We start from the raw sequence: 13756 nt of genomic DNA, 5'->3' as shown, positions 1-13756 counted from the left end.
TTCGGTCGGAGGCTGCGTCGTCAGCCCTGCCGGGCGCCGAAGCCGTCCGATACATCACGATGGATTACATTCCGAAGCGGACGAGACATCGCTTCCCGATCACCGCGCACCCGTACGCGACGCATGAGGCGACGTTGACGGCACGGCCACGAACACATCGGAGCTCGGCCGCTGTCTGGGTTCGATATTGGGGATCTGGTCTAGAACGGTACGCAGGACGCCGTGATGGCGAGGGACCGATGACAGGCTCGGCGATTGATGCGCCTAGCCGAAATTCTGTAGCGCGGGAAACGTCTCCAGCAGCCAGATGCTGGCATTCGACACGGCACCGGTGAGAAACGCGATGCCGGTGATCACCATCAACACGCCCATGGCGCGCTCGACATGGACGAGATGCTTCTTCATGCGCGCGAACACGCTGGAGAATTGCTCAACCATGAAGGCCGCCAGCAGGAACGGAATGCCGAGGCCGAGGGAATAAACCGCGAGCAGCCCTGCGCCCTTGGTCACCGTTGCTTCTGCCGCCGCCACCGACAAGATCGCCGCGAGGATCGGTCCGATGCACGGCGTCCAGCCAAACGCGAAAGCCAGACCCATCACATAGGCGCCCCACAGGCCGACCGGCTTCGGCATGCTCAGGCGTCCCTCGCGCATCAGCAACCCGATGCGCGTCAGGCCGAGGAAGTGCAGACCCATCAGGATGATCAGGATGCCGGCAACGATTGACAGTTCCGCCGCATAGGAGCGGATCACGCTGCCGACCAGGCTGGCGCTGGCACCGAGCGCCACGAACACCGTGGAGAAGCCCAGCACGAACACGGCCGCCGAGATCATCACCGCGCGCTTCGAGGCCGCTTCCTGCTCGTCATCGGCAATATGCTCAATGGTCGCGCCCGTGAGATAGATGAGATAGGGCGGCACCAGCGGCAGCACGCAGGGCGACAGGAATGAGACAATGCCGGCAATCAATGCGGCGGGGATCGTGACATCGGAGATCATGCGGCTAGATGCACCGCTGACATGACGGGATGCAAGCGGGATGGATCAAATGCCCGCCACTTCCGGCTGTTGTGATCGCGCGTGATCGGTTGACCGGGCAGCCCTGCTGCGGTCTGGTCGGGCCAAGAGGGAACCGCCATGAAGAACCTGCTCACCGATATTGCCGGCGTTCGCGTCGGCCACGCCGACGACGCCAGACTGGCCTCCGGTGTCACCACCATCCTGTTCGACCAACCGGCCGTGGCCTCGGTGGACATCCGCGGCGGCGGGCCGGGCACGCGTGAGAGCGCGCTGCTCGACCCGGTGAACACTGTGGACGCCATCCACGGCCTCGCGCTGGCCGGCGGCTCGGCCTTTGGGCTCGAAGCCGGCGGCGGCGTACAGGCCTGGCTCGCCGAACAAGGCCGCGGCTACCAGATCGGCAATGCCGTCATCCCCATCGTGCCAGGCGCGATCCTGTTCGACCTGCTCAATAGCGGCGACAAGGCTTGGGGCCGCTTCCCGCCCTATCGCGATCTCGGCTATGCCGCCGCGGCGGCAGCCAGCGATGACTTCAAGCTCGGCAGCGTCGGCGCAGGGCTCGGCGCCACGACAGTCAACTTCAAGGGGGGCCTCGGTTCGGCCTCCGCCGTCACACCATCGGGCGTGCGCGTCGCCGCACTCGCTGCGGTCAATGCGGTCGGCAGTGTCACGATCGGCGATGGCCCACACTTCTGGGCGGCGCCATTCGAAGTCGGCAAGGAGTTCGGCGGGCACGGCATGCCCGACAAGATGAAACCCGAGATGCTGGAGATGCGTATCAAGGGCGGACCGGCGGCAACGTCGATCGAGAACACGACACTTGCGGTCGTTGTTACCGATGCGATCCTGACCAAGGCGCAGGCACGGCGTCTCGCTATGATGGCGCAGACCGGATTCGCGCGCGCGATCTATCCGGTGCATGCGCCGCTCGATGGCGACATCGTGTTTGCGGCCGCGACGGGCGAGAAGCCGATCGATCCGCTGGTCGGACTCACTGAACTCGGCATGCTCGCAGGCAATGTGATCTCCCGCGCCATCGCGCGCGGTGTGTATGAAGCGACAGCGCTGCCATTTGCCGGCGCGCTTCCGGCGTTTCGCGACCGTCACTAGACGACCGCAACACTGCCGCTCGCGCGTCGCAGGATTGGATGCAGGTACGCTTCTCCGCGCCAGCGTATACATCCACCTGAATTGCAGTACTGGCACAGTAAAAATCGACAACGTTATTGTTAAAAATCCCTTTCGATTGCGAGCGCAAATCAATCGACGCATCTTCCGGCGTGTCCAACAAGGGCACGAACAACAGAGGAGAAACGTCATGAAGAAGATGCTCTACGTCGCAGCCATGGCAACCGCATTGATCAGCGCTCCGGCATTCGCCGGCGGTGGAAAAGGCGTGGCCGTGAATGCGAACGTGCTGACGGGATCGGGCGGCGTGCTCGGCCTGCTCAGCGGCCGCGGCGGCCTGGCGATCAACGCCAATGTCGTCACCGGCAAGGGCGGCGTTCTCGGCGCCGTGCTTGGTCGTGGTGGTCTGCTCGGCGGGCTCGGCGGGCACGGTGGCTGCGGCTGCTAAGAACTGACCTCTGCAACTATTTGTAGCTGAACACCAGAAGCGGACGAACGGGGGACGCCCTGCTCGTCTTCCCACTTCCAGCGACTTTAGAATTTCGACGTCAACGGTTTCGCCGCGTCGTCCGTCCTGGGCTTGCCCAGCTCCGGCGAGAATGTCTTCGTCAGCGACGAGGCGACGATAATGGCCTGGCTTTTCTCGCCGTCGATCAGCGTGCCCCATGTGCGCGACACGTCCATTCCCCACTTCAGATCCTTCATGATCTCGCGCGACATGCCGACCGCCACCGAATAGGTCTGGCTACGGAACGGCGAGTCCAGATATTCCATCGTCGCGTAAGCCGCGCCCGCCGTGAGCGCCAGCTTGGGATCGACCTGCCAGGTAGCTTTCGCCGAATAGATGGTGTCGATTGTGATCGGGGAAATCGGAAACGACGTCTCCGCCGCACGCCGTGAGACCGTAAAATCGAGGGTCAGCGGCTTCAGCCGCCAGGTCAGCGTCGCGTCATACATGGTGCGATTGATATTGCTGAAATCGACATCGTGAAAATAGCCGAATAGTTGCGACACCGATGCGGCTGCCGTGATGGTGTCGCTGTCGTATTTTGCGAACAGAAATGGCTGGATACGCTCGTTGTCGCGGCGATAGCCGAACACGTCGAATTCCTCGGTGTAGCGCCGCGCCGACAGATTCACCGAGACGCCGATCTCGGTCTTGTCGCGGATCACACTCACGCCCGGAATGATCGCACCGCGCCAGTATTGCAGCGGCACCGGTAGAAAATCGGCGAAGATCGCATTGGTCTGGTTGATGGTCGAACGGCCGCCTTCCGCAGTGGCGAACAGTCTGATGCTATTCTGCAGGCTCTCCACCTTGATCGCCTGCAACAGATCGGTGGTGCGCAGATTGTAGGTGTTGACGTCGGCGATGGTCGTGGTCGAACTCAAGCGAAACGCGTCGTCGCCCATCGAACCGCGCAGGATCACCTTGCCCGTCAGCGCCGGCACCAGTTCGGGTGCCGCATAGCGCGTCGCGCTGGCTTCGGCCGCGATGCCCCAGCTCGTTTTGTCCTTGTCGTCCTTCCCGGCAGCCGCAAGCGCAACATCGGTGGCGATGAAGGCACTACCGATCGGCGCGCCGCCGGAGGTGAATTGGGGATTGGTATCATAGCCGCCGCGCAGCCGCAGCGAGCCGAGAAATTCGTCTTCCGCATGCGCGGGAGCGCCGAGCAAATACATACCTGAAACGGCAATAAATACTTTTGTACGCAGCATAACTCACCAGTATTACTTCCAATGCATGGAAGCGTGGCGAGTTATAGTTAGCGAGACATGAAGTTCACGGACCTTGCAGGACATCTGCGACATCGCGTGCGCAGAAACATGCAGCGCGCATAAGCCCCTACCGATCGGCCGCGATCCGCAACCAATCGCGCCGGTAATTGTTTCTATCCAAGAGACATTCGGAGGATTGCGATGCCGTCGAGTGCGATTCGACATCTCGCTTACGATCCGGTGATTCGCGAACTACGCGTCACCTTCACCAGCGGTCGTCGGTATGCTTATGCGCAGGTGCCGCCGGAAGTTCACGCGGCCTTCAGCAGCGCAGCGTCACGCGGCGCGTTCTTCAATCACCGTATTCGTGATCGCTTCGCCTGTCGCGAGCTGACGCGTTCGGGATCGGAACGCAGATCAGGCGCTGATCGCCAGCGTCGACTTCGCATTTGAGATTTGCTGCGCCTGACGCGCGATCATCTTTTCGATCGCGTTATAGGACGAGCTGGCGGTCGATGACGTAGACGACGCCGGGACGGCTGTGGTCGAACTCACCGTCGATCCGTCCGCATATGCGATAGATGTCGTGGTGCTGCCATCAGCATTTACCGTGGTCGTTGTGGTCGAACCAGCAGTGTCAGAGCCACCACTGGATCCACCGCCCATACCGCCGCCGGCGTGATGTGCCTTGCCGCCATTCAGCGCCGGGCTCAGCTCATCGATATTGACCGAGCCATCACCGTTCTTGTCGAGTTCGGCGAATACCTTGTCGGCATTGGCGGTGTTGGTGCCGCCGGCACCGAGCTTCTTCTCGAACTCCGCCTTGCTGATGCCGCCGCTGCCGTCGCTGTCGAGCAGCCCCATCAGTCTGCTCAGCGATTCGGATCGTTTCGCCGAAGAGGCTGCCGTCGCGGGCTGGCTCTGGGCATCGAGCAGCGTGGCCATGGTGCCCGGGGCCAGCTTGTAGGAACTGTTCGTGCTGCTAGTGGCGGAGGTTGCCGTCGATGACGTGGCGCTGGCCGCCGTCGTGCTGGCGACATCGAACGGGCTGGCGGTCTTCTGGGTGACGCCGGTCGTGGTGGTGGTGGCGGCCTTCGACTTCGACTTGGTGAGCGCCTGCAGCGCATCGATCGCGGCTGTGGCGGCAGCAAGGGCTGGCAGCATCGTCAAATTCCTGATCATGCCGCAGCGCGCGGCGTGAATTCCCTGGGGAACACAGAGCAAGCCCCATGCCAGCGAAAAAAGTTCGATAAAACAACGGCCTTGGTCGCACGGGCCGCGCGCGTTTCCCGGCAAATCGTGCCGTTGCGGCAGAATGTGCCGGGACCATCCTGCTGCAGCGCGTTGATGGCGCGGCCGTGGCTGGCGCGTTGCCCGTCCCCCGGCCCCATGTTACGCGAGGCGGTCCATTCGCCGCCGCCCAAAAACGTTCAGGAAAACTCGATGTCCCAGAGCTTCACGCCCCGCCCGCTGGTGATCGCCCCGTCCATTCTGGCGGCTGATTTCGCGAGGCTTGGCGAAGAGGTTCGCGCCGTGGATACCGCCGGCGCCGACTGGATGCATCTCGACGTCATGGACGGCCATTTCGTGCCGAACATTTCCTACGGCCCGGACGTCATCAAGGCGATGCGCCCGCACACAAAAAAGATCTTCGACGCACATCTGATGATCGCACCATGCGATCCCTATCTCGAAGCCTTCGCCAAGGCCGGCTGCGATCACATCACCGTCCATGCCGAGGCGGGCCCGCATCTGCATCGCTCGCTGCAGGCGATCCGCAACCTCGGCAAGAAGGCCGGCGTCTCGCTCAATCCCGGCACGCCCATCTCGGCCATCGAATATGTGATCGATCTCGTCGATCTCGTGCTGGTGATGTCGGTCAATCCCGGCTTCGGCGGCCAGGCCTTCATTCCGTCCGCGCTCGGCAAGATCTCGGACCTGCGCGCGATGACCGCGGGCCGTCCGATCGACATTGAAGTCGATGGCGGTGTGTCCGCTGCAGTCGCCGGGCAACTCGCCGCAGCAGGTGCCAATGCCTTCGTCGCCGGCTCGGCCGTGTTCAAGGGCGGCACGGTGGAGAGCTACAAGGCGAATATCGACGGCATTCGTGCAGCGGCAGCGAATGCCCGCGGCGAGATGGTGTAGCGCTCTCCCGATTCAAATTTCAAACAGCCACGCTTCCGCAGTCTCGCAGCTCAATGAGCCCGAGTTGTGCGGATAGTCTCCCCTCGAAACGTGAGGGGTGGCGGCGCGCCGTGAGGCGCAAAGGGTGGTTTTTGTCGCGATCCGCTCCACCGGAACGCCGGCAAGCTGCAACCGCGCAACGCCTCACGGCGCGCCACCGCGGCGATTTCTGTCCCTGGGGCCGTGCTTCCTGGGACGTGGCCTCTGCAGGTTTCCCCGCTTTGGCCTGTCCCAGTCCAGCCGTTTCCGGCAGAGCCCCGTAGTGGGCCCGGACCGCTACCCAAGGCCTCCCGAGTGCGCGAGGGAACGTCTCCCTCACGCCCGCAGGCGCCGCAATCCAGGTCCCACCTCAAGACGCCTCATGAAGCGCCCCTCGCGAACCCGACAATTCGGATAATAATCCTTTAAGGAATATTGTCAATAGCTGCGAAGACCAATCTGCGCATGAACTTTGCTCCGCGTGGCGCGACCAACCGGGATGACACAGCATTCGATCACCGGCTTTCGCCGCCTCCTGCTCGCTCCCCTGCTCTCGCTCGCCTTGCTGAGCACCGCTCACGCCGGGGATGCCGCCGCGCGCAAAGTGATCGGCTTCTCGCCCGACGGTACGCATTTCGCCTTCGAGCAGTATTCGCAGCTCTATGATGCGACCGAGATCGTCGCCGAGATCCAGGTGATCGACACCCGCACCGACACCTTCGCGAAGGGTACGCCCTTCTCCATTCGCACCAAAGACGATGACGAGCGCGAAGTGGACGCCGTGCGTGCCGAGCTGATGGCCAAGGCCAAGCCGCTGCTGGGCAAGCTTGGTATCACCGAGCCCGGCACACACTTCGCCGGCAAGCCGTCGATGGATCTCGACGAGATCGGCATCTACCAGATGGACCCGAAGCCGCTCGCCACCACGCAGGCCATCACTTTGTCCAATGGCCGCAAGCTGACACTGACGCTCTCCGATCAGGCCCTCGGCAAGGCATCATGCTACGGCGCCGGCGGCCGCGGCACCTTTGGCAGCGCCATCGTCACCGGCATGAAGCTGCAACTGAGCATCGACGGCGCCGTGCCCGTCACGCTGCAGCAGGACAAGCAACTGCCGAAGCGCCGCCGCTGCGTGACCGCCTACGGGATAGCCGAGGTCTATCATCACCAGGCCAAGGACGGCACGCAGACGCTGGCGGTGCTGATCGAGACCGTGGACGCGGACCAGTTTCATGCCGGGCCGAACAGAAGGTTTATGGCGGTGACGGTTAGGCTGGCGAAGCCGTAATTCGGCAGGAAAATCAGTCATCCGGACGCATCTCTGAGGTGGTTTCCCCCGCCCCGATCTGCTAAAGCGCGGCGTACCCCCCAACAGTCAGAGACGTCGATGATCCCTCGCTATACCCGTCCGGAAATGGCCTCCATCTGGGAGCCACAGACCCGCTTCAAGATCTGGTTCGAGATCGAGGCGCATGCCGCCGATGCGCTGGCGGAACTGGGCACCATTCCGAAGGACGCGGCGAAGACGATCTGGGCCAAGGCCAAGGACGCCACGTTCAATGTGGAGCGCATCGACGAGATCGAGCGCGAGACCAAGCATGACGTCATCGCCTTCCTGACCCATCTGGCCGAAATCGTCGGTCCGGAAGCGCGCTTCGTGCATCAGGGCATGACCTCGTCGGACGTGCTCGACACCTGCCTCAACGTGCAGCTCACCCGCTGCGCCGATATCCTGATCGCCGATATCGACCGCCTGCTGGCCGCGCTGAAGACCCGCGCCTTCGAGCACAAGATGACGCCGACCATCGGACGCTCCCACGGCATCCATGCCGAGCCGGTCACCTTCGGCCTCAAGCTCGCTTATGCCTATGCCGAATTCACCCGCAACCGCGAGCGCCTCGTCGCCGCCCGCAAGGAAGTCGCGACCTGCGCCATCTCCGGCGCCGTCGGCACCTTCGCGCAGATCGATCCGCGCGTCGAAGAACATGTCGCGAAAGCGATGGGCCTCGTGCCGGAGCCGATCTCGACCCAGGTGATCCCGCGCGACCGCCACGCGATGTTCTTCGCCACGCTCGGCGTCATCGCCTCGTCGATGGAACGCCTTGCGGTGGAAATCCGCCACATGCAGCGCACGGAAGTGCTGGAAGCCGAGGAGTTCTTCTCCGAGGGGCAGAAGGGTTCGTCGGCGATGCCGCACAAGCGCAACCCGGTGCTGACCGAGAACATCACCGGCCTTGCTCGCATGGTGCGCGCCTATGTGACGCCGGCGCTGGAAAACGTGGTGCTGTGGCACGAGCGCGATATCTCGCACTCCTCCGCCGAACGCATGTTCGGCCCCGACGCCACGGTGACGCTCGACTTCGCGCTCAACCGCATGGCCGGCGTGATCGAGAAACTTCTCGTATACCCCGCCAACATGCAGAAGAATCTCGACCGCCTCGGCGGCCTCGTGCATTCGCAGCGCGTGCTGATCGCACTGACGCAGAAGGGCGCGTCGCGCGAAGACAGCTACAAGCTGGTGCAGCGCAACGCGATGCCGGTGTGGCGCGGCGAAGGCGACTTCCAGACGCTGCTGAAGAACGATCCCGAGGTGAAGAAGTATCTCACCGACGACGAGATCTCCGAGAAGTTCGACCTCGGCTATCACCTCAAGCATGTGGACACGATCTTCAAGCGCGTGTTCGGCGCGAGCTGATCATTCGATGAGCCGCGTCGTCGCCGTATGTCTGCGGCGCGGTCATCACTTCAGCAAGACGCCCAGCCTGAGCATTCGCCTGCTCAGCGGCCTCGGCGTCGAAGGCGACGGCCATATGGGCGCGACGGTCAAACACCGCTACGATCGCCGCCGCGATCCCGCCAGGCCGAACCTGCGCCAGGTGCATCTGATCCCGTCCGAGCTGTTCGACGAATTGCGCGCCAAGGGGTTCACGATCCAGCCCGGCGATCTCGGCGAGAATGTCACCACATCGGGGATCGACCTCGCAGCACTGCCGACCGGCACGCGGCTGCATCTCGGCACGAGTGCCGTGATCGAACTCAGCGGCCTGCGCGAGCCCTGTGTGCTGATGGACCGCTTTCAGCAGGGATTGAAGGCAGCGACGGAGGATCGCGATGCGAATGGCAATGTCATCTGCAAGGCCGGAGTGATGGCGATCGTGGTGTCGGCTGGCGATGTCAGGCCGGAGGACACGATAGGCGTTGAGCTGCCGGAGGGTGAGCAACGGCCATTGGTGCCCGTGTAGCCAACCGCGAGCGCGGTAAGCTCCCTCTCCCCGCATCTTGCGCGGGGAGAGGGTTGGGGTGAGGGGCATGGCATTGCGCTGTCCTATGCGTATCGTTTTCGGATCGAAGATTCCGATCCGAGAGAGCGCAACAGGCGGTGAGCGCGTGCCATGCCCCTCACCCGCCCGGCTTCGCTGCGCTACGCCGGGCGACCTCTCCCCGTAAAGGACGGGGAGAGGTTAAGAGCCGCCGCCCTTCCCGAAAAAGCCCGAATGCCCCTGTCTTGATTGCCAGACCCGCAGCAACTCCGCAGTAACCATCCTCCCCTAGGCTCTCATGATGCCGACGCGTCCCACCATCCTTGTGTTCGACTCCGGTCTCGGCGGCCTCACCGTCCAGCGCGAGATCGCGAAGGCGCGTCCGGATGCCCGCTATGTCTATGTGGCCGATGACGCATTCTTTCCTTACGGCCAGCACACCGAGGAGGCGCTGATCGGCCGTGTCGTGCCGCTGATGGGCGAGCTCATCACCGCACATCGGCCCGACCTCGTCGTCATTGCCTGCAACACCGCCTCGACGCTGGTGCTCACCCATCTCCGCGCCGCCTATGCCGTGCCTTTCGTCGGCACCGTGCCGGCCATCAAGCCGGCCTGCGCGCGCTCGGTCAGCAAGCGCGTCTCCGTGCTCGGCACGTCAGGCACCGTGAAGCGCGAATATACCCAGACGCTGATCCGCGAATTCGGCGGCGGCTGCATCGTTACGCTGGTCGGCTCCGCCGAACTCGCCGCACTGGCGGAAGGCGCACTCGGCGGCCAAGGCATCGACGACGCCGATCTGTTTCGCGAGATCGCGCCCTGCTTCGTGCAGGACGCCGCCGGTGCCCGCACCGACACGATCGTATTGGCTTGTACGCATTACCCGCTGTTGCTCGACCACCTTCATCGCATCGCGCCGTGGCCGGTGGCATGGATCGATCCGGCACCGGCGATCGCACGGCGTGTAGTCGGCCTGATCGGCGATCATCAGCCCGGCGCGACGCCCGGCGATGCCGTGCTGCTCTACACTTCCGGCAAGCGCCACGCCTGGCCGGAAGCACTGGCGCCGTTCTTCGGCGGACAGGTCGCGGCATAGCGAGCGCTCGACTTTCCCTTGCGCGCTGCTAGCCTTGCGGCGCGCCGTTCCGAAAAGAGAACGGCAAAGGGAGACCAGCATGCTCAAGACGAAATTTCTGAAGAATGGCCTTCTCAAGACACTCCTTGTTGGCGCAGCGATCACGGCCTGCGCCGGTGCTGCCAGTGCGCAAGGCATCAAGCGCACGCCGCTGCAGGACGTCAAATATCCCGCCGGCCATCGCATCGTGACGGTCGTGGCTGAACTCGGCCCGAACCAGCTCGCCGGCCGCCATACCCATCCGGGCGTCGATACCGGTTACGTCCTCGATGGCGACGCGACGCTGATCGTCGAGGGCCAGCCGGACAAAGTGCTCAAGACCGGCGATTCCTATGCAGTCCCGGCCGGGATTCCGCATGACGTGAAGACCGGCGACAAGGGCCTGAAGATCATGGCAGTCTATGTCGTCGAAGACGGCAAGCCGGTGGCGACGCCCGCGCCAAAATAACAGGATCCAGTTTGACGATGACGACCCCCGCGCCATTTCACGACCTCAAGCAGAAATGGCGCGAGGGCCGCCCCACTTTCGGAGCTATTGCTACCATCCCGTCGATCCAGACCGTGCGCATCATGGCGCAGTCGCTCGACTGGATCATCGTCGATCTCGAACACGGCCCGATCGATCTCAACACCGCACACGGGATGATCATGGCCACCGCGGGCACGCCTTGCACGCCGCTGGTGCGGATCGCCGCCAACGAGCCGTGGCTGGCGAAAGCGCCGATGGATTTCGGCGCGATGGGCATCAACTTCCCGATGATCAACAGCGCCGACGATGCCTACAAGGCCGCGCGCAGCCTGCGCTATCCGACCCAGGGCGAGCGGCTGTGGGGACCGTTCCACGCGCCGTTCCGTTGGAACACTGGCATGCCCGACTATATGGCACGCGCCGACGACAGCATGATCTGCATGATCACCATCGAGCATATCGACGCGGTGAACCGGATCGGCGAGATCATGGCCACCCCGGGCATCGACATCGCGGTGATCGGCGTCGGCGACCTCGCGACATCCGTCGGCAAACGCGGCCAGCCGGGCGATCCCGAGGTGCAGGCGCTGGTTGCAAAGGCCGAAGCGGGAATCCTCAAGTCAGGCGTGCCGCTGGGCGGCGCGGCGCTGAACGCGGATATGGGCAATGCCATGATCGAGCGGGGCTATGTGGCCCTGGCGCTGGGATTCGACTGGTCACTGTTCCAGCGCGGAATCGCCGCTGGATTCGAGGGCATCAGGCGGTAAAACTGCCCTTTCGAGGTCGTTTTTGCGCCAAAACCGGCCGGATTGGCGCTATAAGCCCGCCAAACGGCAAAAAGCCTGTCTTTCAATTGACATAACCGGGCCTTCACCCTAGAAACCGCCTTGCTCGCGGGCCGTTTTCGGCCCGCGAAGCGTTTCGCACCCGTGGTTCTCCACCCAGCTTTGGGAATGAACCTGTCGGTGCCGAGATTTTCCAGACTCTGGACTGATCACGGTACACAGGAGGGCGCGTCTCCTCACATCCACAAAGAGCCATCGCTTCGCGATGGCTGACAACATCGAGGACGCGATGACAAAGCGTAGTGAAGCTAAATACAAAATCGACCGCCGTATGGGCCAGAACATTTGGGGTCGTCCCAAGTCTCCGGTCAACAAGCGTGAATACGGCCCCGGCCAGCACGGCCAGCGCCGCAAGGGCAAGCTCTCCGACTTCGGCACGCAGCTGCGCGCCAAGCAGAAGCTGAAGGGCTATTACGCCAACATTTCCGAGCGCCAGTTCCACTCCATCTATGTGGAAGCCGGCCGTCTCAAGGGCGACACCGGTGAAAACCTGATCGGCCTGCTCGAGCGCCGCCTCGACACCGTCGTGTATCGCGCCAAGTTCGTCGCCACCATGTTCGCGGCCCGTCAGTTCATCAACCACGGCCACATCAAGGTGAACGGCAAGCGCGTCAACATCGCGAGCTATCTCGTGAAGGTCGGCGACGTCATCGAGATCAAGGAATCCTCCAAGCAGCTCGCTTTCGTGATCGAAGCCAGCCAGCTCGGCGAACGCGACACCCCGGATTACGTCGAAACCGACCACGGCAAGATGACCGCCAAGTTCATCCGCATTCCGCAGCTGTCGGACGTTCCTTTCGCCGTGCAGATGGAACCGCATCTGATCGTCGAATTCTATTCGCGCTAATTTCTGACAGCGCTGACGAGATCAAGGCCCCGGATTTTCCGGGGCCTTTTTTGTTACCCAACTGACGGGTTAAGCTGTCGCACGTAACAACACGGACGTTCTCATGCGCTTCACCCCTGCTCGCCCCGATCCATCACAGCCGCCGGTTCGCATCAATCTGCTGTCGGACACACAGACGAAGCCCACGCCCGCGATGCGCGCGGCGATGGCTGCGGCAGATGTCGGCGATGAGCAGGTCGGCGACGATCCCACGGTGAATGCGCTCTGCGACCGCGTCGCCGAACTGCTCGGCAAGGAAGCCGCCGTGTTCATGCCGTCCGGCACCATGTGCAATGTCGCCGGCCTGCTGGCGCATTGCCGGCCCGGCGACGAGATCCTTGCGCATCGCACCGCGCATATCCTCTCGCGCGAAGGCGGCACCCATGCCGCTCTTGGCGGCTTCCAGATTACCGGGCTCGACGGCGCCGACGGCAAGTTCACGCCAGATGCGCTGCGCGCCGCATTGCATCCGCGCACGCGCTACGAGGCAGCGCAGACCGTGGTCAGCGTCGAACAGACTGCCAATATCGGCGGCGGCACGATCTGGTCGAAATCCGATCTCGAAGCGATCGTCACCATCGCACGTGACCGCGGCCTTGCCACGCATATGGATGGCGCGCGACTAATGAATGCCTGCGTCGCCACCGGTATCGGTGCGAACAGGATGTCCGATGGCTGGGACTCGGTGTGGATCGATTTCAGTAAGGGGCTCGGCGCGCCGATCGGAGCCGTGCTCGCCGGCACGCGCGACTACATTGATGCAGTGTGGCGCTGGAAGCAGGGATTGGGCGGATCGATGCGCCAGGCCGGCATCGTTGCCGCCGCCTGCATCCACGCGCTGGACCATCACGTCGAGCGCCTCGCCGACGATCACACCAATGCGCACGCGCTGGCGCGCGGACTGGCCCAGATCGACGGGATCGCCGTGCAGCAGCCGGAGACCAATCTCGTCTTCTTCGATCCCGCGGGCGCAGGCATCAGCGGTGTTGCTATGGTGAAAGCCTTGCGCGCGAAAGGCGTGCTGCTCGCCACCATGGACGGCCGCATCCGCGCCTGCACGCATCTGGATGTGACGGCCGAAATGATCGAGGAGACGCTGGGATTGATCAGGGAGATCGTGCGAGCGACCTAACC

The 13756-nt window shown here is 63.4% G+C and carries 15 protein-coding genes; 12 read left to right on the top strand and 3 right to left on the bottom strand.

Annotation, left to right across the window (positions count from 1 at the left end; genetic code table 11):
• Positions 1-264 precede the first annotated feature (264 nt).
• Positions 265-999: a cytochrome c biogenesis CcdA family protein gene (locus AB8A33_RS08270; RefSeq protein WP_439092312.1), complete on the bottom strand. Its 735-nt coding sequence runs from the start codon at positions 997-999 to the stop codon at positions 265-267.
• 138 nt (positions 1000-1137) lie between these two features.
• Between AB8A33_RS08270 and AB8A33_RS08265 the strand changes: the two genes are divergently transcribed.
• Positions 1138-2130, top strand: a complete 993-nt coding sequence (locus tag AB8A33_RS08265) for a P1 family peptidase (RefSeq protein WP_439092311.1) — start codon at positions 1138-1140, stop codon at positions 2128-2130.
• 208 nt (positions 2131-2338) lie between these two features.
• Positions 2339-2596, top strand: coding sequence for a hypothetical protein (locus tag AB8A33_RS08260; protein ID WP_439092310.1), 258 nt, complete (start codon positions 2339-2341; stop codon positions 2594-2596).
• Positions 2597-2682: 86 nt separating this feature from the next.
• On the opposite strand, the gene AB8A33_RS08255 is transcribed toward AB8A33_RS08260, so the two are convergent.
• A complete protein-coding gene (locus AB8A33_RS08255) occupies positions 2683-3867 on the bottom strand; it encodes an outer membrane beta-barrel protein (RefSeq protein WP_439092309.1) in 1185 nt (394 codons plus the stop codon).
• A gap of 201 nt (positions 3868-4068) precedes the next feature.
• Here AB8A33_RS08255 and AB8A33_RS08250 point away from each other — a divergent pair, with 201 nt between their 5' ends.
• Positions 4069-4320: a KTSC domain-containing protein gene (locus tag AB8A33_RS08250; protein ID WP_439092308.1), complete on the top strand. Its 252-nt coding sequence runs from the start codon at positions 4069-4071 to the stop codon at positions 4318-4320.
• Here AB8A33_RS08250 and AB8A33_RS08245 read toward each other — a convergent pair.
• Entirely contained in the window at positions 4285-5031 is a 747-nt protein-coding gene (locus tag AB8A33_RS08245; protein WP_439092307.1) for an EF-hand domain-containing protein, read from the bottom strand. The genes AB8A33_RS08250 and AB8A33_RS08245 overlap by 36 nt on opposite strands.
• 279 nt (positions 5032-5310) lie before the next feature.
• Here AB8A33_RS08245 and rpe point away from each other — a divergent pair, with 279 nt between their 5' ends.
• The 9 genes from rpe (at position 5311) to AB8A33_RS08200 (ending at position 13754) form a co-directional block, all read left to right on the top strand.
• A complete protein-coding gene (gene rpe, locus AB8A33_RS08240) occupies positions 5311-6012 on the top strand; it encodes a ribulose-phosphate 3-epimerase (RefSeq protein WP_439092306.1) in 702 nt (233 codons plus the stop codon).
• 517 nt (positions 6013-6529) lie between these two features.
• Positions 6530-7318 (top strand): DUF2259 domain-containing protein, encoded by a 789-nt coding sequence (locus AB8A33_RS08235; protein ID WP_439092305.1) that lies wholly within the window; start codon positions 6530-6532, stop codon positions 7316-7318.
• 99 nt (positions 7319-7417) lie between these two features.
• A complete protein-coding gene (gene purB, locus AB8A33_RS08230; RefSeq protein WP_068735989.1) occupies positions 7418-8725 on the top strand; it encodes an adenylosuccinate lyase in 1308 nt (435 codons plus the stop codon).
• A gap of 7 nt (positions 8726-8732) precedes the next feature.
• A complete protein-coding gene (locus AB8A33_RS08225) occupies positions 8733-9272 on the top strand; it encodes an MOSC domain-containing protein (protein ID WP_439092304.1) in 540 nt (179 codons plus the stop codon).
• A 319-nt stretch (positions 9273-9591) separates the two neighbouring features.
• On the top strand, positions 9592-10383 hold the full coding sequence (murI, locus tag AB8A33_RS08220) for a glutamate racemase (RefSeq protein ID WP_439092303.1): 792 nt from the start codon (positions 9592-9594) through the stop codon (positions 10381-10383).
• 79 nt (positions 10384-10462) lie between these two features.
• Complete coding sequence (locus AB8A33_RS08215) at positions 10463-10870, top strand: cupin domain-containing protein (protein ID WP_439092302.1); 408 nt, start codon at positions 10463-10465, stop codon at positions 10868-10870.
• Positions 10871-10887: 17 nt separating this feature from the next.
• Positions 10888-11658: an HpcH/HpaI aldolase family protein gene (locus AB8A33_RS08210; protein WP_439092301.1), complete on the top strand. Its 771-nt coding sequence runs from the start codon at positions 10888-10890 to the stop codon at positions 11656-11658.
• 307 nt (positions 11659-11965) lie between these two features.
• Entirely contained in the window at positions 11966-12583 is a 618-nt protein-coding gene (gene rpsD, locus AB8A33_RS08205) for a 30S ribosomal protein S4 (protein ID WP_439092300.1), read from the top strand.
• 103 nt (positions 12584-12686) lie between these two features.
• On the top strand, positions 12687-13754 hold the full coding sequence (locus tag AB8A33_RS08200; protein WP_439092299.1) for a threonine aldolase family protein: 1068 nt from the start codon (positions 12687-12689) through the stop codon (positions 13752-13754).
• Positions 13755-13756: the final 2 nt, after the last annotated feature.

It is taken from the genome of Tardiphaga sp. 813_E8_N1_3, from assembly GCF_051811025.1.
In the GTDB taxonomy this organism is placed as follows: Bacteria; Pseudomonadota; Alphaproteobacteria; order Rhizobiales; family Xanthobacteraceae; genus Tardiphaga.
The sequence above is the reverse complement of the archived record's forward strand: the minus strand, read 5'-3'. Positions and strand labels throughout refer to the sequence as shown.

Bases quoted from the DNA above. Each gene is read 5' to 3' on its own strand.
- AB8A33_RS08270 (WP_439092312.1), bottom strand. From the start codon at position 999: ATGATCTCCGATGTCACGATCCCCGCCGCATTGATTGCCGGCATTGTC.
- AB8A33_RS08265 (WP_439092311.1), top strand. From the start codon at position 1,138: ATGAAGAACCTGCTCACCGATATTGCCGGCGTTCGCGTCGGCCACGCC.
- AB8A33_RS08260 (WP_439092310.1), top strand. From the start codon at position 2,339: ATGAAGAAGATGCTCTACGTCGCAGCCATGGCAACCGCATTGATCAGC.
- AB8A33_RS08255 (WP_439092309.1), bottom strand. From the start codon at position 3,867: ATGCTGCGTACAAAAGTATTTATTGCCGTTTCAGGTATGTATTTGCTC.
- AB8A33_RS08250 (WP_439092308.1), top strand. From the start codon at position 4,069: ATGCCGTCGAGTGCGATTCGACATCTCGCTTACGATCCGGTGATTCGC.
- AB8A33_RS08245 (WP_439092307.1), bottom strand. From the start codon at position 5,031: ATGCTGCCAGCCCTTGCTGCCGCCACAGCCGCGATCGATGCGCTGCAG.
- rpe (WP_439092306.1), top strand. From the start codon at position 5,311: ATGTCCCAGAGCTTCACGCCCCGCCCGCTGGTGATCGCCCCGTCCATT.
- AB8A33_RS08235 (WP_439092305.1), top strand. From the start codon at position 6,530: ATGACACAGCATTCGATCACCGGCTTTCGCCGCCTCCTGCTCGCTCCC.
- purB (WP_068735989.1), top strand. From the start codon at position 7,418: ATGATCCCTCGCTATACCCGTCCGGAAATGGCCTCCATCTGGGAGCCA.
- AB8A33_RS08225 (WP_439092304.1), top strand. From the start codon at position 8,733: ATGAGCCGCGTCGTCGCCGTATGTCTGCGGCGCGGTCATCACTTCAGC.
- murI (WP_439092303.1), top strand. From the start codon at position 9,592: ATGCCGACGCGTCCCACCATCCTTGTGTTCGACTCCGGTCTCGGCGGC.
- AB8A33_RS08215 (WP_439092302.1), top strand. From the start codon at position 10,463: ATGCTCAAGACGAAATTTCTGAAGAATGGCCTTCTCAAGACACTCCTT.
- AB8A33_RS08210 (WP_439092301.1), top strand. From the start codon at position 10,888: ATGACGACCCCCGCGCCATTTCACGACCTCAAGCAGAAATGGCGCGAG.
- rpsD (WP_439092300.1), top strand. From the start codon at position 11,966: ATGACAAAGCGTAGTGAAGCTAAATACAAAATCGACCGCCGTATGGGC.
- AB8A33_RS08200 (WP_439092299.1), top strand. From the start codon at position 12,687: ATGCGCTTCACCCCTGCTCGCCCCGATCCATCACAGCCGCCGGTTCGC.